21 protein-coding genes are annotated in these 24,677 nt (G+C 73.5%); 9 read left to right on the forward strand and 12 right to left on the reverse strand.

The window, feature by feature from the left end; genetic code table 11:
• Position 1: 1 nt before the first annotated feature.
• On the forward strand, positions 2-643 hold the full coding sequence (locus ACZ6WH_RS12640; protein WP_469727933.1) for a hypothetical protein: 642 nt from the start codon (positions 2-4) through the stop codon (positions 641-643).
• A gap of 31 nt (positions 644-674) precedes the next feature.
• On the opposite strand, the gene ACZ6WH_RS12645 is transcribed toward ACZ6WH_RS12640, so the two are convergent.
• Complete coding sequence (locus ACZ6WH_RS12645) at positions 675-1,460, reverse strand: TSUP family transporter (RefSeq protein WP_469728023.1); 786 nt, start codon at positions 1,458-1,460, stop codon at positions 675-677.
• A gap of 40 nt (positions 1,461-1,500) precedes the next feature.
• Between ACZ6WH_RS12645 and ACZ6WH_RS12650 the strand changes: the two genes are divergently transcribed.
• Positions 1,501-2,355, forward strand: coding sequence for an aldo/keto reductase (locus ACZ6WH_RS12650; protein WP_469727934.1), 855 nt, complete (start codon positions 1,501-1,503; stop codon positions 2,353-2,355).
• A gap of 102 nt (positions 2,356-2,457) precedes the next feature.
• On the opposite strand, the gene ACZ6WH_RS12655 is transcribed toward ACZ6WH_RS12650, so the two are convergent.
• On the reverse strand, positions 2,458-3,477 hold the full coding sequence (locus ACZ6WH_RS12655; protein WP_469727935.1) for an Lrp/AsnC family transcriptional regulator: 1,020 nt from the start codon (positions 3,475-3,477) through the stop codon (positions 2,458-2,460).
• 145 nt (positions 3,478-3,622) lie between these two features.
• On the opposite strand from ACZ6WH_RS12655, the gene ACZ6WH_RS12660 reads away from it, so the two are divergent.
• The 6 genes from ACZ6WH_RS12660 (at position 3,623) to ACZ6WH_RS12685 (ending at position 11,717) form a co-directional block, all read left to right on the forward strand.
• Positions 3,623-4,921: an MFS transporter gene (locus ACZ6WH_RS12660; RefSeq protein ID WP_469727937.1), complete on the forward strand. Its 1,299-nt coding sequence runs from the start codon at positions 3,623-3,625 to the stop codon at positions 4,919-4,921.
• A gap of 85 nt (positions 4,922-5,006) precedes the next feature.
• Positions 5,007-6,200: a M20 metallopeptidase family protein gene (locus ACZ6WH_RS12665; protein ID WP_469727939.1), complete on the forward strand. Its 1,194-nt coding sequence runs from the start codon at positions 5,007-5,009 to the stop codon at positions 6,198-6,200.
• A gap of 107 nt (positions 6,201-6,307) precedes the next feature.
• Positions 6,308-7,561 carry an NAD(P)/FAD-dependent oxidoreductase gene (locus ACZ6WH_RS12670; protein ID WP_469727940.1) on the forward strand — a complete coding sequence of 418 codons (1,254 nt, stop codon included), beginning with the start codon at positions 6,308-6,310 and terminating at the stop codon, positions 7,559-7,561.
• A 2-nt stretch (positions 7,562-7,563) separates the two neighbouring features.
• Positions 7,564-10,158, forward strand: coding sequence for a nitrite reductase large subunit NirB (nirB, locus tag ACZ6WH_RS12675; RefSeq protein ID WP_469727942.1), 2,595 nt, complete (start codon positions 7,564-7,566; stop codon positions 10,156-10,158).
• Positions 10,155-10,532 (forward strand): nitrite reductase small subunit NirD, encoded by a 378-nt coding sequence (gene nirD / locus ACZ6WH_RS12680; protein WP_432854000.1) that lies wholly within the window; start codon positions 10,155-10,157, stop codon positions 10,530-10,532. Before nirB ends, nirD begins: the two co-directional genes overlap by 4 nt.
• Positions 10,533-10,778: 246 nt before the next feature.
• Positions 10,779-11,717 (forward strand): oxidoreductase, encoded by a 939-nt coding sequence (locus ACZ6WH_RS12685; RefSeq protein ID WP_469727944.1) that lies wholly within the window; start codon positions 10,779-10,781, stop codon positions 11,715-11,717.
• Here ACZ6WH_RS12685 and ACZ6WH_RS12690 read toward each other — a convergent pair.
• From ACZ6WH_RS12690 to ACZ6WH_RS12700, 3 genes are all read right to left on the reverse strand, one after another.
• Positions 11,695-13,092 carry an FAD-binding oxidoreductase gene (locus tag ACZ6WH_RS12690; protein WP_469728024.1) on the reverse strand — a complete coding sequence of 466 codons (1,398 nt, stop codon included), beginning with the start codon at positions 13,090-13,092 and terminating at the stop codon, positions 11,695-11,697. The two genes, ACZ6WH_RS12685 and ACZ6WH_RS12690, sit on opposite strands and share 23 nt — an antisense overlap.
• A 154-nt stretch (positions 13,093-13,246) precedes the next feature.
• A complete protein-coding gene (locus ACZ6WH_RS12695) occupies positions 13,247-13,480 on the reverse strand; it encodes a hypothetical protein (protein ID WP_469727945.1) in 234 nt (77 codons plus the stop codon).
• Positions 13,481-13,556: 76 nt separating this feature from the next.
• Positions 13,557-14,174 carry a TetR/AcrR family transcriptional regulator gene (locus tag ACZ6WH_RS12700; RefSeq protein WP_469727947.1) on the reverse strand — a complete coding sequence of 206 codons (618 nt, stop codon included), beginning with the start codon at positions 14,172-14,174 and terminating at the stop codon, positions 13,557-13,559.
• 145 nt (positions 14,175-14,319) lie between these two features.
• On the opposite strand from ACZ6WH_RS12700, the gene ACZ6WH_RS12705 reads away from it, so the two are divergent.
• Positions 14,320-15,894 carry an APC family permease gene (locus ACZ6WH_RS12705; RefSeq protein ID WP_469727948.1) on the forward strand — a complete coding sequence of 525 codons (1,575 nt, stop codon included), beginning with the start codon at positions 14,320-14,322 and terminating at the stop codon, positions 15,892-15,894.
• A gap of 106 nt (positions 15,895-16,000) precedes the next feature.
• Here the strand turns inward: ACZ6WH_RS12705 and ACZ6WH_RS12710 are convergent, their stop codons facing one another.
• The 7 genes from ACZ6WH_RS12710 to ACZ6WH_RS12740 all read right to left on the reverse strand — a co-directional run bounded on the left by ACZ6WH_RS12710 (position 16,001) and on the right by ACZ6WH_RS12740 (position 24,669).
• On the reverse strand, positions 16,001-16,171 hold the full coding sequence (locus tag ACZ6WH_RS12710) for a hypothetical protein (protein WP_469727949.1): 171 nt from the start codon (positions 16,169-16,171) through the stop codon (positions 16,001-16,003).
• Between the two features lie 160 nt (positions 16,172-16,331).
• On the reverse strand, positions 16,332-18,659 hold the full coding sequence (locus tag ACZ6WH_RS12715; protein ID WP_469727951.1) for an acetate--CoA ligase family protein: 2,328 nt from the start codon (positions 18,657-18,659) through the stop codon (positions 16,332-16,334).
• Complete coding sequence (locus ACZ6WH_RS12720; protein ID WP_469727953.1) at positions 18,656-19,858, reverse strand: glutamate dehydrogenase; 1,203 nt, start codon at positions 19,856-19,858, stop codon at positions 18,656-18,658. Before ACZ6WH_RS12720 ends, ACZ6WH_RS12715 begins: the two co-directional genes overlap by 4 nt.
• Before the next feature lie 17 nt (positions 19,859-19,875).
• Positions 19,876-21,516 carry a 5-guanidino-2-oxopentanoate decarboxylase gene (locus tag ACZ6WH_RS12725; RefSeq protein WP_469727954.1) on the reverse strand — a complete coding sequence of 547 codons (1,641 nt, stop codon included), beginning with the start codon at positions 21,514-21,516 and terminating at the stop codon, positions 19,876-19,878.
• Positions 21,516-22,673, reverse strand: a complete 1,158-nt coding sequence (locus tag ACZ6WH_RS12730) for an acyl-CoA dehydrogenase family protein (protein WP_469727956.1) — start codon at positions 22,671-22,673, stop codon at positions 21,516-21,518. The genes ACZ6WH_RS12725 and ACZ6WH_RS12730 overlap by 1 nt, the downstream gene beginning before the upstream one ends.
• 164 nt (positions 22,674-22,837) lie before the next feature.
• Positions 22,838-23,167 (reverse strand): hypothetical protein, encoded by a 330-nt coding sequence (locus ACZ6WH_RS12735; protein ID WP_469727958.1) that lies wholly within the window; start codon positions 23,165-23,167, stop codon positions 22,838-22,840.
• A gap of 104 nt (positions 23,168-23,271) precedes the next feature.
• Complete coding sequence (locus ACZ6WH_RS12740; protein WP_469727960.1) at positions 23,272-24,669, reverse strand: condensation domain-containing protein; 1,398 nt, start codon at positions 24,667-24,669, stop codon at positions 23,272-23,274.
• Positions 24,670-24,677 lie beyond the last annotated feature (8 nt).

Genomic DNA, 24,677 nt, shown 5'->3' on the forward strand with positions numbered 1-24,677 from the left:
CATGCATATTCGTTCCGTACGCCGCCGTTCCGCACGCCGCCGTACCGCGCTCACCGCCACCGCCGCCGTCCTGGCCGCCACTGCCGTGGGAACGACAGCGGCGGTCGCGGCCCCTGCCGCGAGCACGCCGCCCCGCTTCCTCGCGCCCGGCGAGCTTCCGCCGCACGCCTCCTCGCCCTGGTACGCCTCGAAGGTCACGCCGGGGCTGCCGGACCCGGAGCCGTTCTGCCTCGACGGCGGCGTGGTGCCGGGCGGCGACGGCACGTACCACCGCAGCTACTGGACCGAGTACGACACCGGCGCCGGGCAGGTCAGCGTGGTGACCTCCAGCGACGACAGCGCTCGCCGGCTGGCCGCGCAGCTGCGCGAGAAGGTCGCCCGCTGCGCCGGCGACTGGCTGCACGACAAGCCCGGCGGCACCGCGTCCTGGAAGGACTACGGCACGGTCGACGCGGCGAACGGCGGCCGGGTGTACGGCATCCACACCTCGATCCCCGAGTCCGAGCCGGGCATCCACCTCTTCGGCGTGGGCCGCTCGGGCCGCACGGTCACGGTCGTGCAGTGGGGCGAGATGGGCACCTTCGAGCACGCGCCGGTACCGGCGTTCAAGGCCACCGTCCGCCAGGCGCTCAACAAGCTCTGAGCCGCCCGCCGGGGCCGCGTCCGGCCCCGGCTCAGGACAGCCACTGGTCGTACGCCATGGAGCACAGCAGCGCCACGACGACCACGACCAGTACGCCGCGCACGAAGCCGGCGCCCTTCTTCAGCGCCATCCGGGCGCCGGCCGTGCTGCCCGCGAGGTTGAACGCCGCGAGCAGCGCGCCCAGTCCCCACAGCACGGTGCCCTGGTAGGCGAACATCGCCAGGGCACCGAGGTTGGTGCAGACGTTGACGACCTTGGCGGTCGCCGACGCGGTCACCAGGTCCATGTGCAGGATCGCCGCCAGCGCGATGACCAGGAACGCGCCGGTGCCGGGGCCGACCAGCCCGTCGTAGAAGCCGATGCCGAGCCCGGCGATCAGCACGGCGGCGAGCACCCGCTGCCGGGTCACCGGACCGGAGGGCGCGGGCGCGGTCCCGAAGGACGGCCGCAGCAGCACGAAGGCGAGCACCCCGGCCAGCACGATCATGATCAGCGGGCGCAGCACCGCGCTGTCCAGCCCGGCCGCGAGGAACGCGCCGCCCAGCGAACCGCCCGCCGCCGCCAGCCCGATGCGGACGGCCGCCGGGACGTCCAGCGGCGTCTTGCGGACGTAGGTGATCGCCGCGCCCGTCGTGCCGACCACCGCCGCCGACTTGTTGGTGCCGAGCACGAACGCGGCCGGCACGTGCGGAAGACCGACGAGCAGCGCGGGCAGCAGGATCAGCCCGCCACCGCCCACGACGGCGTCGATCCAGCCGGCCGCCAGCGCGGCCAGGCAGAGCAGGAGCAGGGTCGTCAGGGATATGTCAGGCACCAGGTGATCTTAAGGACCACCGGCCGCTCTAGGGTGGGGAGTTATGGACTCCGAGATCTTCACCCTGGGCGGCGGGCTGCCGGTACGGCGGCTCGGGTACGGCACGGCACAGCTGGCGGGACCGGGCTACTGGGGTCCACGGCACGCCGACCCGCGGGAGGCGGTGGCCGTGCTGCGGCGTGCGGTGGAGCGCGGGGTGAACCTCCTCGACACCGCCGACAACTACGGCCCCGCGGTGGCCGAGGAGCTGATCGCCGAGGCGCTGCACCCGTATCCCGAGGGCCTGGTGATCGCGACCAAGGGCGGCGTGGTGCGGACGAGCGCGGACGCCTGGCACATCGACGGGCGCCCCGAGTCGCTGCGCGCGATGTGCGACGCGAGCCTGCGGCGGCTGCGCCGGGACACCATCGACCTCTACCAGCTGCACCGGCTGGACCCGAAGGTGCCGCTCGCCGACCAGCTGGGCACGCTGCTGGAGCTGCGGGACGCGGGCAAGATCCGGTACCTCGGGCTGGACTCGGTCGGCCCGGCCGAACTCACCGCCGCGCTGGCGCTGGCCCCGGTCGCCTCCGTGCAGAACCGCTACAACCTGCTGGACCGGGGCTCGGAGGAGCTGCTGACGCTGTGCGAGCGGCAGGGGATCGCGTTCCTGCCGTGGTTCCCGCTCGGCAACGGCGGGCTGACCGGCGGCGCGGCGCGCGCCCTGGACATCACCGCCGAGCGGCACGGCGCGAGCCACGGGCAGATCGCGCTGGCCTGGCTGCTGCACCGCTCCCCCGTCCTGCTGCCCACCCCCGGTACCGGCTCGCTCGCGCACCTGGAGGAGAACCTGGCCGCCGCGGACCTCGTCCTCGGCCCGGCGGACATGAACCTGCTGGAGGAAGCGGCGGACCGGTAGCCGCGGACCGGGCCTCGCCGGCGGACCGGTAGCCGCAGGGCCGGGCGGCCGTCGGCGGGCCGGTGGTCGCGGGGCCGGTGGGTCGCCGGTGGTACGGCCGCCTCAGCCCGCCCACGGATCGACCGGTACGACGTCCCGCGCCCGCCCTTGGTCGTCCAGCGCGCGCCCCATCAGCTTGGACTGCTTGAGCACGATCGCCCGGTCGTGCAGCTGGAGGTGCGGCAGCCGCTCGCCGAGCTGGATCTCCAGCCGCTGCACGTCCTGGACCGACTGGAGCCAGAGCGTGAAGAGCAGGTTCTGCCGCCCGGTGACGGCGGCGCACAGCCGCACCTCGGGCAGGCCCAGCAGGACCCGCGCGGTCTCGGCGAGGTGGGTGGCGGGCACGCTCGCCCACAGGGTCGCCGTGATCGGCCACTCGGTCAGCTCACGGGCCACCTCGCAGCGGAGCGCGATGTCCCGGTCGGCGAGCAGCCGTCCGAGGCGGCGCCGCACCGTGGGCGCGCTCAGCCCGACCGCCCGCCCGATGTCCACGGCGCTGCCCCGCCCGTCCCGGGACATCTCGGTGATCAGCGCCCGGTCCTGCGCGTCCAGCGGCCCGGCCGCGCTCCCCGGCGCCTCCGCGGTACGCAGCGCCTCCCGCTGGCGGGCGTCCAGGGCACGCAGCCGCCAGCGGCTGCCCTCGCCGTAGACCCGGGTGCCGATGGCGGCGCGGGTGGCGGTGACGCCCGGCAGTTCGGCGATGCGCCGCAGGAGCAGCTCGGAGAGGGCCGCGAGGCCCGGTACGAAGACGGTGATGACCAGGTCCCGGCCGCCGGCCATCTGCTCGACGGTCGCCACCTGCGGCAGCCCCACGAGCGTCCGGGTGACCGTCTCGACGCTGCCCGCCACGCAGTCGATCTCGACGAACGCGACGCACATCCGGTCCAGCCGCCGGGCGCCGGGATAGGCGGTGACCCAGGCGAGCCCGGCCCGCTCCAGGCGGCTCCAGCGGCGGGCCGCGGTGACCGGATCGATGCCGAGCACCGGCGCGATGGTCTGCCAGGAAGCGCGCGGCGAGATCTGCAGGGCGTGGATCAGCTCGGCGTCGAGCTCGCTGAGCCCGCCGGATGCGCTTTCCTGCACGATCAACGCCTCCTCGACGCTTTCCTGCGTCCTGAGGGGAATCCGTTTCTCTCTGTTCGGCCGCTGGCCAGCATAGCGATCCATTCGAGCCATTCGGCACCGCCGGAAACCGGACACCGTCCGGGCCTATGAGAAGAGGTTGGCGATGACATCACCAGTGGCGGCGCAGGCCGTGAGACCCACCCGGGACCGGTCCGGCAACGGACGCAAGGCGCTGGCCGCCGCCACCGTGGGCGGCGTCGTGGAGTCCTTCGACTGGGCAATCTACGCGGTACTGGCCCCGTACTTCGCGGCGGCGATGTTCCCCGGCGACGACCCGGTGACCAAGCTGCTCGCCGCCTACCTGGGCTTCGCCGTCGGCTTCGTCGTCCGGCCCTTCGGCAGTTACGTGGTCGGCCGGTTCGCCGACTCCCGCGGCCGCCGGTTCGCGCTCACCCTCAGCATGACGATCATCTCCGGCGCCAGCGTGCTGATCGCGGTACTGCCGACCGCCGCGCTGATCGGCACCGCGGCACCCGTCCTGCTGATCGTCCTGCGGCTGGTCCAGGGCCTCTCGATGGGCGGCGAGAACCCCAGCGCCGCCGCGTACGTCACCGAGACCGCCCCGCGCCACCTGCGCTTCCTCTACAGCTCGATCTCGTACTCGGGCGTGGTGATCGGCAACATCCTCTCCTTCGGCGTGCTGACGCTGCTGCTCGTCACGCTCGGCGAGGACGGGGTGCGCGGCGGCGGCTGGCGGATCGGCTTCCTGGTCGCGGCGGCGCTCGGCCTGGTGGCGCTGTGGATCCGGCGGGGCGTGCAGGAGAGCGCGGAGTTCGCCGAGGCCGGCGCGGAGGGCCCGAAGGGCGCCGAGCGGCGCGCGCTGTACCGGTCGAACCTGCGCAACATGGCGGCCGTCTTCCTGATCTCGGTCGGCGCGACCGTCGGGTACTACTACGGCACCACCTACCTCCCCCAGTACGCGCAGCAGCTCGGCGTCGTCTCCGGCACCGAGTCGGCCGCCTCGATGCTGGGCCCGCTGGTGCTGCTGATCGCGGCGATGGTCGTGGCCGGGCGGCTCGCCGACCGGCTGGGCGCGCTGCGCACCCTGCGCGCCGGCCTGTGCCTGCTGGCCGTCGCCACCGTGCCGCTGATGCTGGCGCTGGCGCACGGTGCCGTCCCGATGTGGCTGGTCACGGTGGTGTACCTCGCCTTGATCGCGGCGCCCATCGGGCTGACGAACGTGCTGTTCGCGCAGCTCTTCCCGGTCGCGGTGCGGGTGGTCGCGATGGGCGTGCCGTACACGCTCGCGATCGGGCTGTTCGGCGGCACGTTCCCGCTGCTCGCCCAGGGCCTGGCCAAGGCCGGGCATCTGACGCTGGTGCCCTGGTGGGCCGCGGGCGCCGCCGCCGTCTCGCTGGCCGGCACCTTCCTGATCCGCCCGGCCCGGACTGCGGAGGGCTGAGCCCTCCCGCCGCGGAGGCCCTCTTGTGGAAGCCCCCGCGTTGCGGTCCTCTCGTTGCTGCCACCCCCACTCCGAAGGAGCACAAATGAATCTGCGGGACGACGCCCGCGCCCTCTCCGGCGACCTCGTTCAGCTGCGCCGCGCGCTGCACCGCATCCCCGAGGTCGGCCTGGACCTGCCGCGCACCCAGGAGACGGTGCTGGCGGCGCTCGACGGGCTGCCGCTGGAGGTCAGCACCGGCAGCGGCCTCAGCTCGGTGACGGCGGTGCTGCGCGGCGCGCAGGACGGGCCGACGGTGCTGCTGCGCGGTGACATGGACGCGCTGCCGGTCGCGGAGAAGACGGGCCTGGACTTCGCCGCCGACAGCGGCCGGATGCACGCCTGCGGCCACGACCTGCACACCTCGATGCTGGCGGGCGCCGCGAAGCTGCTCTCCGCGCACCGCGACCGCCTCGCGGGCGACGTGGTCTTCATGTTCCAGCCGGGCGAGGAGGGCTTCGACGGCGCCGGGCAGATGCTCGCCGAGGGCGTCCTGGACGCCTCCGGCAGCCGTCCCGACGCCGCCTACGCGATCCACGTGATGTCGGCGGGCCTGCAGAGCGGCGTCTTCGGCACCCGCGGCGGCCCGGCGCTCGCCGCGTCCAACGTGCTGAAGGTGACCGTGCACGGCGAGGGCGGGCACGGCTCGATGCCGCACCGCGCCAAGGACCCGGTGCAGGCGGCCTGCGCCATGGTCACCGCGCTGCAGGCGTGGATCACCCGTACCTTCGACGTCTTCGACCCGGTCGTGCTGACGGTGGGCACCTTCCACGCGGGCACCCAGCAGAACGTCATCCCCGACACCGCCACCTTCCACGCGACCGTCCGCAGCTTCTCGCCCACCGCCCAGCGCAAGGTCAGGGAGGGCACGCCGGAGGTCTGCCGCGGCATCGCGCGGGCGTACGGGGTCGAGGTGGACGCGGAATTCGTCGAGCAGTACCCGGTCACCGTCAACGACCACGCCGAGGCGGACTTCGTCGCGCACACCGTGCGGGAGGCGCTCGGCGAGGAGTTCTACGCGCCGCTGCCGCAGCCGCTGCACGGCTCGGAGGACTTCTCCCGGGTGATCGCCGAGGTGCCGGGCGCGATGCTGACGCTCGGCTCCCCGCCGGCCGGAGCGGACCCGGAGACCTCCCCCAACAACCACTCCCCGCTCGCGGTCTTCGACGACGCGGTCCTCGCGGACGGCGCCGCGGTCTACGCGGAGCTGGCGGCACGGCGGCTGGCGAAGGCGGCGTAAGGCCGGATACTCCTCACACGGCACCCGGCCGTGTGAGGAGAGCAGCGTTCCTTTCAGGAAACGGGCGGGATGCGGCCGGGTAACAGCCGCCCCGCACGCTTCTTGGCATGACCTCGAAACAGCGCGTGGTGGTGATCGGCGGCGGCATGGCCGCCGCCCGGCTCGCGCGCCGCCTCTGCGACGGCGACGGCGGGCGGCAGGCCCGGTACGCGGTGACCGTGATCGGCGAGGAGCCGCACACCCCGTACAACCGCGTCCTGCTCGCCGAGGTGCTGGCCGGCCGCTACGCCCCCGAGGTGATCGCGCTGCCCGCGGTCGACGGGGCGCGGTGGCTGAGCGGCGTACGGGCGGTCCGCGTCGACCGCGACGAGCGCCTCGTGCACTGCGACGACGGCCACGCCCTCCCGTACGACCTCCTCGTCCTGGCCACCGGCTCCAACCCCGTGCTGCCGCCGCTGCGCGGCCTCTTCGCACCCGGCGGCGGTGAACTCCCGCACGGCGTGCACCCCTTCCGCACGCTGGACGACTGCCGGGCGCTGGCCGCCGCCGAGGGCCGCCGCGCGGTCGTCATCGGCGGCGGTCTGCTCGGCGTCTCGGCCGCCCGGGCGCTCGCCGAGCGCGGCGCGCAGGTCGTCCTCGCGCACCAGGGCGAGCACTTGATGGAGCGCCAGCTCGACGAGGCGGCGGGCGGCCTCCTCCGCGACCACCTGCACGACCTCGGCGTAGAGGTGCACACCGAATGCCGCGTCCGCGGCCTGCGCACCGAGAACGGCGCGGTCCGCGCGGTCGAACTGGCCGACGGATACGCGCTCGACGCCGACCTGACCGTGCTGGCCTGCGGCGTACGCCCCCGTACCGGCCTGGCCGCGGCCGCCGGCCTCACCGTGCGCCGCGGCATCGTCGTCGACGACGCGCTGCGCACCGACGACCCCCGCGTCTTCGCGATCGGCGACTGCGCCGAGCACGACGGCGTGACGTACGGCCTGGCCGGCCCGGCGCTGGACCAGGCGGACCTGCTCGCGGCCCGGCTGCTCGACGACGCGGCGCGCGACTACCGCGGTACGCGGGCCCTCACCAGGCTGACCCTCGGCGGCTCGGGCACCGGCTCCGGCCCCGCCGCCGTCCTCGACCTCGCCGCCTTCGGCGAGACCACCCCGGCCCCCGGCGACGACGTCATACGGCTCAGCGACGCCACCCGCAGCGCGTACCGCCGGGTCGTCGTCCGCGGGGACCGGCTGGTCGGCGGCATTCTCCTCGGCGATCTCGGCACCGTCGGCGCGCTCGCCCGTACCTGGGAGGGCGACGAGCCGCTGTCCGCCGCTCCCGTGCTCCACCTGCTCACCAATGATGGAGGCCACTGACCATGACTGCCACTCCCACGATCGTGCTCATCGGCCATGGGATGGTCGGCCAGCGCTTCCTGGAGGCTCTCGCGGACCGCGGTGTCACCGGGTCGGCGCGCGTCGTCGTCCTGTGCGAGGAGCCACGCGCCGCGTACGACCGGGTCCAGCTCACCTCGTACTTCTCCGGCCGCACCCCCGAGGATCTGTCGCTGGCCGAGGCGGGCTTCATGGAGAAGCACGGCATCGAACTGCGCCTCGGCGACCCGGCCGAGACCGTCGACCGCGCCACCCGTACGGTGACCGCCCGCTCCGGCTTCACCGTCGAGTACGACCAGCTCGTCCTGGCCACCGGCTCCTACCCCTTCGTCCCGCCGGTCCCCGGCAAGGACAGCAAGGGCTGCTTCGTCTACCGGACGATCGAGGACCTGCTGGAGATCGAGGAATACGCCAAGGACGTCACCCGCGGCTCGGTCGTCGGCGGCGGGCTGCTCGGCCTGGAGGCGGCGGGCGCCCTCAAGGGCCTCGGGCTGGACACGCACGTCGTGGAGTTCGCGCCGCGGCTGATGCCCGTACAGGTCGACGAGGGCGGCGGCGAGGCGCTGCGCCGCACCATCGAGGACATGGGCGTGACCGTGCACACCGGCGTCGGCGGCAAGGAGATCACCGCGGATGCGGACGGCGCGGTGACCGGCATGGAGCTGTCGGACGGCTCCCGCATCGACACCGACATGGTGATCTTCTCGGCCGGCGTCCGGCCGCGCGACCAGCTGGCCCGCGACTGCGGCCTGGAGGTCGGCGAGCGCGGCGGCATCGTGGTCGACGCGGCGTGCCGCACGGCGACCGACCCGGCCGTGTACGCGATCGGCGAGTGCGCGCTGGCCGTCGACGGCCGGGTGTACGGCCTGGTGGCGCCCGGCTACGAGATGGCGGAGACGGCGGCCGCCGCGATCGCCTCGGCCGACACCGCGGGCTTCACCGGCGCCGACACCTCCACCAAGCTCAAGCTGCTCGGCGTGGACGTGGCGTCCTTCGGCGACGCGCACGGCACCGCCGAGGGCTGTCTGGACGTGGTCTACGCCGACTCCCGCTCGGGCGTCTACAAGAAGCTGGTCATCGGCGAGGACGGCACGCTGCTGGGCGGCGTCCTGGTCGGCGACGCCGAGGCGTACGGCACGCTCCGCCCGCTCACCGGCACCGTGCCGCCGGTCTCCCCCGAGCAGCTGGTCCTCCCCGCCGGGGCCGGAGCGCCCGTCGCCCTCGGCCCCTCCGCGCTCCCCGACGAGGCGGTCATCTGCAACTGCCACAACGTCACCAAGGGCGCCATCCGCGCGGCCGTCACCGAGCACTCCTGCGGCACGGTCCCCGAGGTCAAGAAGTGCACCAAGGCCGGCACCGGCTGCGGCTCCTGCGTGAAGGCGCTGACCACCCTGGTCAACGACGAGCTGGAGCTCAACGGCGTCACCGTCGACAAGGGCCTGTGCGGCTGCTTCCCGCACACCCGCGCCGAGCTGTACGAGATCGTCCGCACCCTGCGCCTGACCTCGTACGAGCAGCTGCTCGCCTCACACGGCAGGCCGGAGGCCAGGGACGGTCACGGCTGTGAGGTCTGCAAGCCGACCGTCGGCTCCATCATCGCCTCGCTCGCCCCCACCCTCGGCGCCAGCGGCTACGTCCTGGACGGCGAGCAGGCGGCGCTCCAGGACACCAACGACCACTTCCTCGCCAACCTCCAGCGCAACGGCTCGTACTCGATCGTGCCCCGCATCCCCGGCGGCGAGATCACCCCCGAGAAGCTGATCGTCATCGGCGAGGTGGCCCGCGACTACGGCCTCTACACGAAGATCACCGGCGGCCAGCGGATCGACCTGTTCGGCGCCCGCGTCGACCAGCTCCCCCGCATCTGGGCCCGCCTGGTCGACGCCGGGTTCGAGTCGGGGCACGCGTACGGAAAGGCGCTGCGCACGGTGAAGTCCTGCGTCGGGCAGACCTGGTGCCGCTACGGCGTCCAGGACTCCGTCCGCATGGCCATCGACCTCGAACTCCGCTACCGGGGCCTGCGCTCGCCGCACAAGCTGAAGTCCGCGGTCTCCGGCTGCGCCCGCGAGTGCGCCGAGGCCCGCGGCAAGGACTTCGGCGTCATCGCCACCTCCAACGGCTGGAACCTCTACGTCGGCGGCAACGGCGGCGCCGACCCGCGCCACGCCGACCTCCTCGCGCAGGACCTCTCCGACGCCGAGTTGATCCGCCTGATCGACCGCTTCCTGATGTTCTACATCCGCACCGCCGACCGTCTGGAGCGCACCTCGGCCTGGCTGGAGCGCATAGAGGGCGGCCTGGACCACGTACGCGACGTCGTCGTCCACGACACCCTCGGCCTCTGCGCCGAGCTGGAGGCCCTGATGGCCGACCACGTCGCCCACTACCGCGACGAGTGGGCCGAGACGCTCAACGACCCCGAGCGCCTCTCCCGCTTCGTCTCCTTCGTCAACGCGCCCGAAGCGCCCGACCCGTCCGTCCGCTTCGTCCCCGAGCGGGACCAGATGAAGCCGGACCTGGACCTGCTGGCCGGGCCCACCCTCCCCGTACGCACCCTCGAAGGGACCGTTTCCCGATGACCGAGACGCTCGAACGCCCGCTGACGACCGGCACCATCGAACTGCGCACGGACCGCGGCTGGCTGGCCGTCTGCGCCTCCTCCGCGCTGGTCCCGGGACGCGGCGTGGCCGTGCTCCTCCCGGACGGCACCCAGTCCGCCGTCTTCCTGGACCGCACCGGCCGCCCGTACGCGATCGGCAACCGCGACCCGTTCACCGGCGCCTGCGTCCTCTCCCGCGGCCTCACCGGCTCCGCCGACGGCCGCCCGTACGTCGCCTCCCCCCTCCTGAAGCAGCGCTTCGACCTGGAGACGGGCGCCTGCCTGGACGACCCGGCCCGCTCGGTCCCGGTCTACGAGACCCGGCTGGCCCCGGCGTCCGCGGCCGCCGCCTGACCCGCCCGCCCGGCGGCCCGGCGCCCCGCGCCCGCCGCCCCACCTGCCCGGCCGCCCCGTCCCGCGCCATCCCTGCCCTGCCCGGCGCGCGGCGGGGCGGTCGCGTACGGACGGTCCGATGTGGCGGCGTACGCCGGACCCGGCTCTACTGATGAGTACATACGCACCGCGTACGTGGGCACCCTCCTGCATGCGTACCGAGTCCGTACGTACCGCCGAGTCCACACGTACCGAGAGGTTCAGGCAATGGCCCGCCGCTGGAACACGTCCCACATTCCCGACCAGACCGGCCGGCTGGCCGTCGTGACCGGCGCCAACAGCGGTCTCGGCTACGTCACGGCGCGCGAGCTCGCCCGCCGCGGCGCACGGGTGATCCTGGCCTGCCGCGACAAGGACCGCGGCGCAGCGGCCGTCGCCCGGCTGCACTCCGAGCTGCCTGCCTCCGAGATAGAGCTGCGCACGCTCGACCTCGCCGACCTGGCCTCCATACGCGCCTTCGCCGACGAGCTGGCCACCACCCGCCTCGACCTGCTGATCAACAACGCCGGTGTGATGGCCCTCCCCCACCGCCGCACCGCCGACGGCTTCGAGATGCAGTTCGGCACCAACCACCTCGGCCACTTCGCGCTGACCGGCCTGCTCCTGCCCGCGCTGCTCGCCACCCCCGGCGCCCGCGTCGTCACGGTCTCCAGCGGCTTCCACGCCCTCGCCGACGTCGACCTGACCGACCTCAACTACGAGCGGAACCGCTACCGCCGCTGGATCGCCTACGCCCGCTCCAAGTCGGCCAACCTCCTCTTCACGCACGAGCTGGCCGCCCGGCTCGGCGGCGCCGGCTCCGACGTGCTCGCCGCCGCCGCACACCCCGGCTACGCCGACACCAACCTCCAGACGGCCGGCGTCCGCATGGAGGGCCGCACCCGCGCCGAGCGCTACGCCGCCCTCGGCAACCGTCTCGTCGCCCAGCCCGCCGAGGCGGGCGCGCTGCCCAGCCTCTGCGCGGCGACCGCGCCCGGCATGCGCCCCGACGCGTTCCTCGGCCCGCAGGGCGGCCTCCGCGGCGCGCCGGCCCCCTCGTTCCGCGCCCGCCGGACGACGGACGACGCCACGTCGGAGGCCCTGTGGGCCGCCTCGGAACAGCTGACCGGCGTCACCTACGACTTCACTTCCCCGGCGCCGGCCTGACGTTCTGGGTGACGTGGAAGACGTTGTCCGGGTCGTACCGGCGCTTGACCCGCGCCAGCCGGTCGTAGTTGTCCCGGTACGTGGCCCGGACCCGGTCCTCCCCCTCGCCCTCGCCGAGGAAGTTCACGTAGGACCCGCCCATGGAGTACGGGTGCAGCGCCTCCCAGTACGCCACGCACCACTCCCGGACCGCCCGTGCGTTGGCCGGGTCGGGGTCGATGCCGGCGAAGACCCCGGACCACAGCGCGTCCCGGTAGCTCCACGCCGTGTCCTCCCGGCCGACGCGTCCGGCCGCGCCGTCCACCGGGTACAGGTGCATCGTGGACAGTCCGGTCGGCAGCGCCTCGCCGAACCGCAGATGCACGTCGAGCGCCTCGTCCGGCACCCGGTCGAAGAAGGCGCCGCGCCAGTACCACTGGAGCCCAGCGGGCAGCAGCTCGTCGAACAGCCGCTGCATCTCGACGTACGGCATCGGCGTCGAGAAGTGGAAGGCCGGCCGGCCCGCCTCGCGGGCCCCCGCGACCGCGTCCCCGAGCACCGCCTCCGTCCGCGCGGCCTCTCCGGTGTGACACCACACCACGCCGCACATCTTCCGCCCGTACAGCTCCTCGGGGAACGGCGGCCCGGGCGGCACGGCCATCACCGTGCAGAACCCGTACACGTCCTCGGCAGCAGCCGGCGTGAACTCCCGGTACCAGCCCAGCACTTCGCGCGTACGCTCCACCGGCCACACGGTGACGCCAAAGCCGACCGTGTCGACCGGGTGCAGCCGGTACGTGAACGACGTCACCACGCCGAAGTTGCCGCCCCCGCCGCGCAGCGCCCAGAACAGGTCCTCGTGCGCGTCCTCGCTCGCGGTGACCAGGGACCCGTCCGCCAGCACCACGTCGGCCGCCACCAGACTGTCCAGCGTCAGGCCGTACTTGCGGGTGAGGTAGCCGTGCCCGCCACCCAGCGTCAACCCGCCGAGCCCGGTCGTCGAGTTGATGCCGGTGGGCACGGCGAGCCCGAACCCTTGCGTCGCGTGATCCAGGTCCCCGAGCAGACTCCCGCCCCCTGCCTGCGCGGTCCTGGCCTCCGGATCGACCCGCACCCACCGCATCGGCGCCAGATCGGCGGTGATCCCGCCGTCCACGACCCCGAGCCCGGGCGCGCTGTGACCCCCGCCCCGCACGGCGAGATCGACCCCCCGCTCCCGCGCGAAAGCCACCACATCCCGGACGTCCACCACGTCCCGGCACGCCACCACGGCCCCCGGCCGCTTGTCCAGCATCCCGTTGTAGACCTTCCGGGCTTCGTCGTACCCGCCGTCCTCCGGCCCCACGACCGGTCCCCGCACCGCTTGCCGCAACGCTCCCAGAGTCCCCGCCTCCATGGCCGCCCCCATGGCATCGCACCTTTGGCCAAAGCCCAACTCCGGGGCTCTCGGCCCTTACCCCCACCCTCCCGCCACCCCCGGCCCCGGGCAATCCCCGCCGCAGACACCACCACGCCGGGGCAGCCGCACTTCGGCGACGGCGGTCTCGTCTTCAGCGTCGCCCGCGCCCCAACAGAGCGCTCCCCGCGACCACCAGACCGATGGCGATGACCTTGGCGGCGCCGTAATACCCGCCCGCCAGATTCTCCGGCGTGCCGGGGAGACGGAAGAAAACCCACACGGCGAGTACCGCGCCGAGCACGATCAGACCGACCGCGCCCACCGCCCCGAGCCCGGCCCACCACGGCTCGGCGTCGTAGCGGCGCTCAACGTGCTCGTCGGTCATGGCGCGTTCTCCAGTGCGTGGGACGTGGGGCGTGGGGCGTGGGCGCACGTGAAGACGAGGAACGGGCGCGGGAGGTTCACCCGGTGCCCGCGAGGGATTCCCGTGACAGGCCCAGTTCGCGGGCCAGGGCTTCTTCCGCCCACTGGAGCATGGTCGTACGCGGAAGCGGGCCCTGGTAGGAGGTCATCTGGACGGCGAGGCCGTCCAGGAGGGCGGTGAGGCGCCAGGCCGCGGCCGTGGGGTCGGGGCAGTCGAACTCGCCGGCCGCCGCGCCCTCCGCCATCACGTCGGCGAGGGCGGCCTTCCACTCCTGGTCCAGGCCGCCGGCCGTCTCCCGGAGGACCGGGTCGCGGAGGGCCGCCGCCCAGCCCTCGATCCACAGCCGCCAGCCCTTGGCCTGGCCGGTCGGGGCGTACCAGCGCACCGCCGCGCGCAGCCGGCGCACCGCGGTCGTGCGGCGGTTGAGGAGGCGGCGCAGGTGGGCGAGGTCGGCCTCGGCGGCGTGCGCGAAGGCCGCCGCGACAAGATTCTCCTTCGTGGCGAAGTGGTACAGGACCAGGGCGTTGGAGACGCCCAGCGCTGAGGCCACATCGGAGACGCGGACCGCCGCGACGCCGCGTGCCTCGATCTGCTCGATGGCGGCGCGCAGCAGCTCTTCGCGCCGCTCCGCCACGTTCAACCGGACTCTTGCCACGTGGTCAGCCTACAGGCGGGGGCGTGCGAGAACCCTTGACACCACGCCTCGGCGGGGCCACAGTCCCTACCCACTACTGACTGTGCATTCAGTTAGTTGGAGTGCTCACGTTCGTCATCGCCCGGGCCGTCGCAGGGAGTCAGCCGTGAGACAGACAGAGACGCCGTCGCAGTCCGCGCCACCGTCCCGAGGCGCCCGCAGCGGGCCTGATGCCCCCGACCTCTCCGAGGGGTGGGGCGAGCAGCGGGGCCGGCTGCGGAAGGACCTGCGGCGGCTGGACGTGCTGTTCTTCCTGATCTGCACGCTGGTCGGGCTGGACACGATCGGGTCGGTCGCCGCGCAGGGCCCGCAGGGGCTGACCTGGATGGCGATCCTCGCGCTCGCCTTCTTCCTGCCGTACGGGCTGCTGGTCGCCGAGCTGGGCTCGGCGTTCCCCGTGCAGGGCGGGCCGTACGTCTGGACGCGGCTCGCGTTCGGGCGGCTGACGGCCGGCCTCAATCAGATCCTGTACTGGATATCCAATCCGGTCTGGGTCGGCGGCAGCCTCTGCATCATCGCGCTGACGACATGGGAGGAATTCTTCACGCCGCTGCCGGGCGCGTGGAAATACGTCGCCGGGCTGGTGTTCATCTGGGGCGGGGCGCTGGCCGTGGTGCAGGCCGTACGGTTCGGCAAATGGGTACCGATCGCGGGGGCCGTCGCACGCATCGTGCTGCTCGGCTTCTTCCTGGTGTCGGTGGCCGTATTCGCGATGGAAAACGGCGTGCACACACTACCTGCCGGGGAATTCACGCCGACATACGCCGGCTTCATCGCGCTCGTGCCCGTACTCATCTTCAATTACGTGGGATTCGAGCTGCCGAGTTCGGCGGCGGAGGAGATGGCCAACCCGCGCCGGGACATTCCGCTGTCGATCCTGCGGTCCGGGCTGGCGTCGCTGGTGCTGTACGGCGGGCCGATCCTGGGAATCCTGTTCGTGCTGCCCGGGAAAGAGATCGGGAGCCTCGGGGGATTCATCGATGCCTGCAAGGCCGTTTTCACCGTCTACGGCGGGCACATCGCACGCGACGGGACCGTGACACTCAGCGGCGCGGGGGCCGTCTTCGGGGGCGTGGCGGCGGCCGGACTGATCGTGGGGCTGCTGACCAGCGGGGTCACCTGGGCGATGGGGGCGCACCGGGCACAGGCGGTGGCCTGCGCGGACGGCGCGGGGCCCGGCTGGCTCGGCAAGATCGACGAGCGGCGGGGCACGCCGGTACGGGTGAACATGCTGTCCGCCGTCATCGCTTCGGTGCTTTTCGTGCTCGCGCTGAATCTGACCGAGGGGGACGGCGAGAAGTATTTCGCGGCGGGCCTCGGACTGACGATCTCCACGACGTTCATCTCGTACGTCATCACGTTCCCGAGCCTGGCGGTACTGCGCCGGAAGTACCCGGACACGCCTCGCCCGTACGCGGTGCCGGGCGGGCGGCTCGGACTGTGGACGGTCACCACGCTGGCGACGGGCCTCGTGGCCTTCACGGTCGTGGTATTGATCTGGCCGGGCTTCGGCGTCGGCTGGTTCGGCACAACAGGAAACGCTGCTGATTCCCTCCCCCCGTCCTTCGCCGGCCAACGCCTCGCCTACACCCTCAGCCAGGTCGTACCGCTGGCACTGTTCCTCGCCATCGGCTTGGCTTTCTACGCACTCGGGACACGGACCCGGCGCGCAAAGGGGTAAGGGGTAGGAGGGGTAAGGGACCACCTGTACGACCGAGGGGTGGGGGCCGACGCATCGGCCCCCACCCCTCACGGCCTTCTTGGCTACTTGCCCGCGGCCTTCTTGCTCACTTGCTTCTGGTGCGTATAGCGGAGAGCCGGAATATTCCACCGACGATCGCACCGACAACGAGCCCCGCGATCAACTGCGTCGGCTCACCCATGTCCGGCCACAGGAAGTGTGCGAGGCCGAACAGGACCAGGGTGGTGACGACTCCTGCGATCAGTGCCTTTCCCACGACTCGACCCCAACAATCAGCAGTCGGCCAGGGACCGCACGGCTCCGGAGACGAGCCCACCGAACCCACCCGCTTGATTTTGCCCGCGGCGCGCGCCGAGCCTTGCGGTACCGCATGTGCCGTAGCGGCGGAGTGTCCTGCCCAAGGCAAAACACGGCGGTTAGCCCAATACCGCCGCCGCGTCCAGTGCCACCGCTCCCCCAGGGTGGGCGAGGAGGGGGTTGATTTCCATGTCGGCCAGTTCGGGGTGTTCGGTGGCGCAGCGGGCCAGGGCGCAGAGGGCGGTCGCGGTCGCGTCGAGGTCGACGGCAGGGGTGCCGCGCCAGCCGGTGAGAAGGGGGGCGTGGCGCAGGGAGAGCAGGAGGTCGCGGGCGTGGTCGGGGGTGAGGGGGGCGAGTGCCAGGGCGGTGTCGGCGAGGAGTTCGGCCCGTACGCCGCCGATACCGGCCATGAGGACCGGGCCAAAGGCCGGGTCGCGTCGTACGCCGGCGATCAGTTCGACCGCGTACGGGGGTGTGGCCATGGCTTCGACGGCGTAGCGGTGCGCACCCGTCGCCCGGGCCATCCGGGCGAAGGCGGCCCGCAGCGCCGTCTCGTCGGCCAGGCCGAGCGCCACCCCGCCCGCCTCCGTCTTGTGGGCCAGCCCCATCGCCTTCAGGGCGAGCGGGTAGCCGACGCGGTGGGCGGCGGCCGCCGCCTCGTCGGCCGTACGGACGAACTCGGCGGCGGGGAAGGCCAGTCCGTAGGAGCAGAGCAGGTCACGGGTGGTCTCGTAGTCGCCGGCTGCCACCCGGTACGGGGACGGCGGTGGAAGTGGCGAGGGCGGCCTGAGCCGCGCCGCGCGCAGGCGTGCCACGCAGGACAGGGCCGCCGCGGCCTGCTCGATCCGTTCGTAGACCGGGACGCCGCGCTGCCGTAGGACGGCCAGGGCCGGGGTGTCGCGGGCCATGGTGTGGACGAGGAGGGCGCGGCCGGAGACCGTGGCGGCTTCGGCCAGCTCGCGCGCCACCTCCGTCTCGCGCGCCGCCTGGGCCGGGTTGTCGGTCGCGTAGTCGCCGAAGTAGCCGGTGAGGACGACGGCGTCGGCTTCGCCGCAGGTCAGGAGCGTGCGGGCGAGGCGTGCGTAGGTGGCGAGGTCGGCCTCGCCGGCGCCGGCCAGGTCCACGGGGTTGCCGCAGCCGGCGCCGGGTGGGAGGTGCGCGGCCACGGCTGCGGCGGTGGCGGTGGAGAAGGCCGGTACGTCCGCGCCCCGGGCGGCGAACGCGTCGGCCGCCAGGGCGCCTTGGCCGCCGCTGTCGGCGAGGACGGCGACGGTGGGACGGCTCCCCAGGGGCGCGGGGAACTGCGCGAGCGGCCACGACGGCGGGGAGGCCGGCCGCGGCGGGGAGGCCGACCCCGGCTGGGCCGCCTGCGGCGAGGCCGGGGCCTGCGACGGAGACGCGCCCCTCGATGGGCACGCGGCAGCCGACGGGGGCGCGGACGCGGCCTGCCGCGGAGAGTCGGCCTGCGGTGGAGAGTCGGCCTGCCGCAGAGAGTCGGCCTGCCGCAGAGAGGCGGCCTGCGGCGGCGCCGGGGACGTACCTGTCGCGCGGGCATGCGCCGCCAGCAGCGCCACCGTCGCGTCGACCGCCTCGCCCGCCGTGTCCAACAGCATCGCGCCCGCGTCGCGGCAGACGGCTTCGACCGTGGCCCGGGGGCTGACCAGGGCGCCCGTGTGGGAGGCCGCGGCCCGGCCGGAGGCGGCGCTGCGGCCGACGGTGAGGAGGAGGACCGGCTTGCCGGCCGCGTGGGCGGCGGCCAGGGCGCGGGCCAGCCGGCGGCCGTCGCGGAAGTCCTCCACGTACGCGGCAATGACGCGCGTCGGGCCGTGCCGCACCAGCGCTTCCAGGGCGTCGGCGGCGTCGATGTCCCGCTGGTTGCCGAGGGAGACGAAGCGGGAGAAGCCCTGGCCGGCGCGGGCCAGCAGACGGCCGATCTCCAGCGCGAGGTTGCCGCTCTGGGAGACCAGGCCGACCTGTCCGGCCGGGAAGTCGCCCCAGCTCAGCCGGAGGTCGCTGGTGGTGTCGACGACACCCATGCAGTTCGGGCCGAGGAGCCGGGCGCCGTGTGCCCGGACCAGGGACGACAGTTCCTCTTCCGCCTCGGGGGCCGGGCCGCCCGAGGTGATGACGGTGAAGCAGCGGGCACCGGCCGCCAGCCCCTCGGCGACGACCGCCCGCACCTGGGGCGGCGGTACGGCCACCACCACCTGCTCCGGCGGCTCCGGCAGCGCGCCGAGGTCCGGCAGGAACGGCACGCCGGAGAGCTCGCCGCCCCGGTGGTTGATCAGGTGCACCGTACGGCGCGCCCGTCCGGCGAGCGCCCCGGAGGCGAGCCAGTACCCCCACTTCTCAGGGTTGGCCGAGGCCCCGACGACGGCCACGGAGCGGGGGTCGAAGAGCGAGGTCAGGGAGGCGGCCGGTGGGCACGGCTCGGGCTCGGGCGTCATCGGTACCACCCGAACCGCTCCGCGATCACCGGGAGCCGGTTGGCGACGATGCCGTGGGCGGCCGCGCGCGGTGTGCAGCCGACGGCCTCGGCGCGGGCCAGCATCTGGTCGATCAGGGCGCGCATCGAGCGGCGGGTGTACGCGAACGCCTCGTCCGCGTCGGCGCCGATGTCCCCGAAGAGCGTCCACCACCACCAGGCGTTCGTACCGGAGTTGACGACCACGTCGGGCAGAACGGTCACCCCGCGGGCGGTGAGCAGCGCCTCGGCCTCCTCCCGTACCGGCATGTTCGCCGCCTCGATCACCCAACGCGCGGTGATGTCCGCCTGGTTCCCGGCGTCGATCGCGTACGAGACCGCCGCCGGTATCAGCACGTCGGCGTCGGCCGACAGCCAGGCGTCGCGCGGCAGTTCGCGGTCCCCGGGGCGCAGCGCGGCACGGTCCACGGTGCCGTGCGCGTCGCGCGCCACGAGCAGCGCCTCGACGTCCAGCCCGTCGGGGTGGGCGAGCGTGCCCTTGATGTCGGCGACGGCGACGACGCGCAGCCCGGCACGGGCGAGGAAGCGCGCCGTCGCGCCGCCCATGGTGCCCAGGCCCTGCACGGCCACCCGGGTGCCCGCGTACGGGACGCCCGCGCGGTCCAGCGCGGCGAGCGCGGCCTCCGCGACGCCGCAGCCGCCCACCAGCTCGTCGAGCCCGATGCCGTCCACGTCGATCCGGAACGCGTCGGCGAGCCGCTGCCGGGCGGCCGTCTCGTCGTCCAGCAGCGGGTAGACCGCCTGGATGGAGGAGACCAGCCCGGCTTCTGCCGCGGCCTTGTCCACCAGGTCCTGGGTCAGGCCCAGGTCCTCGCCGGTCGTCCAGAAGTGCTCGATGTAGGGGCGCATGGCACGCAGATAGCGCACGAGAACGCCGTACGCTTCCGGCGCGCGCGGGTCGCAGTCGATGCCGCCCTTGGCGCCGCCGAGCGGGATGTACCGGCCCTCGGGGTTGTAGTGCAGCGCCTCCTTCATGGTCATCCCGCGGGCCAGTCCGGTGACCTCGTCGAGGGTGCAGCCGGCCCGCATCCGCAGGCCGCCGCTGGCCACGCCGCGTACGAGGCGGTCGATGACCAGGTGCCCCTGATGGCCCGTCTCGGGGTCGGTCCAGGTGAGGGAGACGAGCGGGACGTCGGGTGTCACGGGTGCGGTGCTGCTCATCGGGCGGGCTCCTCGGGTCATCGGACGGGCTCCTCGGGTCGTACGACGGGCTCCTCGGGGACGGTGATGACGGTGGGGCCGGGCGTACGGAGCGCCTTGTGGAGGGCGTCGGCGAGTTCGGCGGGGGTGCCGGCGCGTGCCCCGTGCCCGCCGTACGCGCGGGCCAGCGCGGACAGGTCGACGGGCGGTACGCCGGGCGGCGGCAGGTCGACGGCGACCGGACGGTCGCCGCGGGCCGCCATCTCGTCGCGGATCTCGCCGTACCCCCCGTTGTCGAACACGACGACGGGGAGCGGCAGCCGGAGCTGTACGGCGGTGGCCAGCTCCTGCACGGAGAACTGGAGGCCGCCGTCGCCGCTCAGCGCGACGACCTGGCGCTCGGGGGCCGCCGCCTTGGCGCCGATCGCGGCGGGCAGCGCGTACCCGAGGGTGCCGAAGCCGGTGGGGTGCAGATAGCGGCCTTCGGGGCCGACCGGGAGGTGCGGGAGCGCGCCGTAGTAGCAGCACTGGGCGCTGTCGGAAGTGAGCACGGCGTCCGCCGCCAGTTCTTCGCGGAGCGCCCGCAGGTACGGAAGCCAGCGCGCGTCCCGCCCGGCCGTCGCCGCGTCCCGCTCGGCACGCAGCGCCGCGGCCGTACGCGCGGCAGCACCCGCCTCCCGGTCGGCGCCCAGCCCGGCGAGCAGCGCCCGTACCGTCTCCCGCGCGTCCCCCACCAGCGCGATGTCGGCCGGGAGGCCCGCGTACATCTGCGCCGGGTCGAGGTCGGCGCGGATCAACGGGCCTCGGAGGGCGAGCGGTTCGGTGGTCCACAGGTCCGCCTCGGCCAGCTCCGTGCCGACCGCGAGCAGCGCGTCGCACTCCTCCGCCAGCCGGCGCCGGACCACCGGGCTGTGCAGCGAGACGCCCAGCGAGAGCGGGTGCGTCTCGGCGAGGATGCCCTTGCCGTTGGCGGTGGTGACCACCCAGGCGTCCAACTCCTCTGCCAGCGCCCGGCATTCGGGCGCCGCGGCGCGGGCGCCACCGCCGAGGACGAGGGCCGGGCGGCGGGCGCCCCGCAGCGCCTCGACCGCTGCGGCGGACGCGCCCGCGCCCGGCGTCGCGGGTACGGCGGGCGGCGCGAGCCGTACGGGGCCGGCCGCGGCCGTCTCCGTGAGCAGGTCCAGCGGCACTTCGATGTGCGCCGGCCGGGGCCGCTCCGTACGGAACAGCGTCCAGGCACGGGCGACCGCGGCGCCGATCTCCTCGACCGTCGAGACGCGGTGGCTGAACGCCGCCACCGCCCGCAGCGCGTCGGTCTGGCTGCGCATCTCGTGCAGCAGGCCGGTCGCCAGGCGGGGGTGGCGCAGCGGCATGCCGGGCGAGACGACGAGCAGCGGGACGCTGTCGGAGTACGCCTGGCCGACGGCCGCCGCGATGTTGAGGAGGGCCGGGCCCGTCGTGGTGATCGCGACGCCGGGGCGCCCCGTGACCCGGGCGTACGCGTCGGCGGCGTAGCCCGCGCCCTGCTCGTGGCGGGGGTTGAGGTGGGCGATGCCGTACGCGTCGAGGTGGCGGTAGATCTCCAGGTTGTGCGTGCCCGGGATGCCGAAGGTCTGGGTGACGCCGTGCGCGGCCAGCGCCCGGACGAGGGCACGGCCGCCCGTCATGTCCGTCGTCATCACATGCCCCGCGCGATGACGAGGCGCATGATGTCCGAGGTGCCTTCCTCGATCTCCTCCAGCTTGGCGTCGCGCATCCACTGCTCGACCGGGTACTCCCGCGAGTAGCCCCAGCCGCCGAGCGTCTGGACGGCCGCCCAGGTGCAGTACGCGGCGGTCTCCGAGGCGGTGAGCTTGGCCATCGCGGCCTCGGAGGTCGCGTCCAGCCCGGCGTCCAGCCGCTTGGCCGCGCGCCAGGTCATCAGCCGGGCCTGCTCGACGCGGGTCCGCATGTCCGCGAGCCGGAAGGCGACGGCCTGGTGCTCGATGACCGGCTTGCCGAACTGGCGCCGGGTGGCGGCGTAGTCGCGGGCGTACTCATAGGCGGCGCGGGCAATGCCGGTCGCGGCCGCGCCGAGGACCGCCCGCGAGATGTCGAAGGTGCGCATGAGGCCGTGGAAGCCCTGGCCCTCGTCACCGAGCCGGTTCTCCTCGGGTACGAAAGCGTCGCGGAAGAAGATCTCGCGGCAGACGATCGCGCGCTGCCCCATCTTCCGCATGGGCGCGCCGAATTCGACACCTGCGGTGTCCTTGCGCAGCAGGAAAGCGGTGACGCCGCGAGAGCGCTGGGCCGGATCGGTCTTGGCGAAGACGACGTAGCTCTCGGCCTCGCCCGCGTTGGAGATCCATGCCTTCTGGCCGTTGAGCAGATAGCCGCCGGCGGTGCGGACCGCGGTGGTGGTGATCGACGCGGCGTCGGAGCCGGCGCCGGGCTCGGTGGTGGCGAGCGCGGTCATGGGGGTGTCGGGGCCGGTGAGCGGGGTGAGCCAGGTGCGCTGCTGCTCCTTCGTGCCGAGCTCCAGCACCGGGTCGGCGAAGAAGCCGTTGGAGCAGAGGAGGTTGCCGATGCCGAGATCACCGGCGCACAGCTCCTCCTGGACGAGCGCCTGGGTGAAGACGTCGGTGAAGCCGCCGCCGCCGTACTCGGCCGGGAGCATGAAGCCGGTGATGCCGACCTCGGCGGCCTTGCGCCACAGGTCCCAGGGGGTCCGGGTGTCCGCCTCGTCCACGTCGCGGGCCCGGGGCCGGATCTCGTCGCGGGCGAAGGCGCGGGTGAGGTCGATGATGTCCCGTTGCTCGTCGCTCAGCGGGACCAGCTCGGTGGGCAGCTCTGGCATGGGCTCTCCCTCTCCGGATGCGACGGCCGCGCCGAACGCGGCGACGGCGGCACCTTACTGAATCGTGATTCAGTATTTGGAGCGGGAACCGGGCATGTCAATGAGCCCGCTGACTGAATCATCAGTCAGCGGGCGGTTCCGGTGGGAGGGGTGCGGCGGGCGGGTCAGCCGTGGCGGCCGAGGCGCCGGCCGAGCGCCCGGTCCGCCTGGTGGACCGCGTCGGCGGTGGCCCGGCGGGCGGCGTCCGCGCCGGGCAGCCCGAGCGCGGCGGCGATCTCCTCCCAATCGTGCCCGGAGGCCAGCAGGGCACGTACGGCGGCGCCGAGCGCGGAGTCGGCGGCGGCCCGCACCCGCCCGATCTCGGCGAGGGTGGCCAGCAGGTCGGGGGCGGTGTGCGCGGCGGCACCGTGCTGCTGGACGAGGCCCAGCGACTGGTCGGTGGTGACCCACCAGTCGCCGGCGGTGGCGGCGGGGAGTTCCGGTGTCAGGGTCATGAAACCAGCGTAACGACGCCGGACCGCCCGCCGGGCCTCGTGGTCCGCTGAGCGGACCTATCCCCTCACACGAAGACGCACCGCACCCGAAGGCGCCCCGCTGCTCAGAAGGTGCCGGCCGTTCGCATGTTCGTGAGCGTCCACTCCAGCGTGCTGCCGAGTGCTGCCGCCGTCTTTCGGGCCTGTGGGGTGTCCACGTGGATGGAGTTCATGTGGAGGCCGGCGTCGTTGCGGTGGAACCAGAAGCAGATGCCGTTGCAGCGGGACACCCAGAGGTGCTTCTTGGCGTCGCGGGCGACGTGCTGCTCAGCGCCGGGGGACTTGCGGAAGTCCAGGTAGGAGAAGAAGTTGACCGCGTAGGGCCAGTAGCGCAGCGCGGTGTCCTCCTGCGGCGCGAGCAGGTGCCACGCCTTGACGAAGGGCACGTCCGCGTGGCGCTGCATCTCCGCGAAGGCGTCCCGCACGCCGAGCAGGACCTCCGGGAAGTCCTTGTCCTCGCCCACCGAGAACTCGATGGGCATCGTGTTGATGAACCAGCCCATGGTGTGCGCGTAGGCGCCCCGGCCGCGTTCGTTGACCGGCATCAGGCCCCGGTAGACGTCGGGCCCGCCCTCCTTGCGCAGGGCCACTCCGACCGCGGCCAGCACTCCCATGAACAGCCTGCCGCCGGCCGCCTCGCAACGGGCCGCCAGTTCGTCGGCCTCCCGGTCGTGCAGAAGCGTTTCCGTAACGTTGACCGAGGGGTACAGCCGGTCCGGTTCGACGCCGAGGTCCAGCGGGAACGGCGGGAAGAAGCAGTCGCCGCGCGCGACGAACTCCTTCCAGTGGTCCAGCCGTTCGTCGTCGGCGTCCATGGTGTCGGTGGCGTCGCGCTGGGCCCGGCTGAATTCGAGGTAGCTGCCCACCTCGGGCAGGCCGGGCTCCTCGCCCCGGGCGTACGCCTCGTACGCGGTGGCGATGTCGTTCACCGCGATCGGCGTCGACAGACCGTCGGTCACCAGGTGGTCGCAGGCGAAGTAGACGGTGGTGGAGTCGTCCCTGACCACCGCGCCCATGGTGATCAGCGGCCAGGAGAGCGTGTCGACGCGCTGGAAGAACCGGTGCACGTACTCCCGGACCTCTTCGGCGGAGCCGGTCGGCCCCGCGTCGACACACTTCAGCTCGATGTCCTCCGGCGCCAGCGCGTCGCAGGACAGGTCGCCGGAGAGCTGCTGGAATGTGCAGCGCAGCACTTCGTGGCGGCGCACGAAGTGGAGCAGTGCGGCATCCAGCGCGGCCCGGTCGAGCGGTCCGGGGATCTCGAACGTGCCTGCCACGTAGGCGCAGACGGCGTCCTCGTCACCGTAGGTCTCGTGGGCCACCGCGAAGTGTTTCGCCTGGTTGTACGTCGTCGTCTCGTACGGCGGTGAGGGGTCGGCCGCGCGCATCCGCGCGCTCACCACCGACCACTCGAAGACATGTCCCGGGGCGATCTCCACATCTCCGATGGGTACCTGCAGCACTATGGCTC

This window comes from Streptomyces sp. NPDC050806 (genome assembly GCF_055586425.1).

Excerpts from the sequence above, each read along its gene's own strand:
- ACZ6WH_RS12640 (WP_469727933.1), top strand. The coding sequence starts at position 2 with ATGCATATTCGTTCCGTACGCCGCCGTTCCGCACGCCGCCGTACCGCG.
- ACZ6WH_RS12650 (WP_469727934.1), top strand. The coding sequence starts at position 1,501 with ATGGACTCCGAGATCTTCACCCTGGGCGGCGGGCTGCCGGTACGGCGG.
- ACZ6WH_RS12660 (WP_469727937.1), top strand. The coding sequence starts at position 3,623 with ATGACATCACCAGTGGCGGCGCAGGCCGTGAGACCCACCCGGGACCGG.
- ACZ6WH_RS12665 (WP_469727939.1), top strand. The coding sequence starts at position 5,007 with ATGAATCTGCGGGACGACGCCCGCGCCCTCTCCGGCGACCTCGTTCAG.
- ACZ6WH_RS12670 (WP_469727940.1), top strand. The coding sequence starts at position 6,308 with ATGACCTCGAAACAGCGCGTGGTGGTGATCGGCGGCGGCATGGCCGCC.
- nirB (WP_469727942.1), top strand. The coding sequence starts at position 7,564 with ATGACTGCCACTCCCACGATCGTGCTCATCGGCCATGGGATGGTCGGC.
- nirD (WP_432854000.1), top strand. The coding sequence starts at position 10,155 with ATGACCGAGACGCTCGAACGCCCGCTGACGACCGGCACCATCGAACTG.
- ACZ6WH_RS12685 (WP_469727944.1), top strand. The coding sequence starts at position 10,779 with ATGGCCCGCCGCTGGAACACGTCCCACATTCCCGACCAGACCGGCCGG.
- ACZ6WH_RS12690 (WP_469728024.1), bottom strand. The coding sequence starts at position 13,092 with ATGGAGGCGGGGACTCTGGGAGCGTTGCGGCAAGCGGTGCGGGGACCG.
- ACZ6WH_RS12695 (WP_469727945.1), bottom strand. The coding sequence starts at position 13,480 with ATGACCGACGAGCACGTTGAGCGCCGCTACGACGCCGAGCCGTGGTGG.
- ACZ6WH_RS12715 (WP_469727951.1), bottom strand. The coding sequence starts at position 18,659 with ATGACGCCCGAGCCCGAGCCGTGCCCACCGGCCGCCTCCCTGACCTCG.
- ACZ6WH_RS12720 (WP_469727953.1), bottom strand. The coding sequence starts at position 19,858 with ATGAGCAGCACCGCACCCGTGACACCCGACGTCCCGCTCGTCTCCCTC.
- ACZ6WH_RS12725 (WP_469727954.1), bottom strand. The coding sequence starts at position 21,516 with ATGACGACGGACATGACGGGCGGCCGTGCCCTCGTCCGGGCGCTGGCC.
- ACZ6WH_RS12730 (WP_469727956.1), bottom strand. The coding sequence starts at position 22,673 with ATGCCAGAGCTGCCCACCGAGCTGGTCCCGCTGAGCGACGAGCAACGG.
- ACZ6WH_RS12735 (WP_469727958.1), bottom strand. The coding sequence starts at position 23,167 with ATGACCCTGACACCGGAACTCCCCGCCGCCACCGCCGGCGACTGGTGG.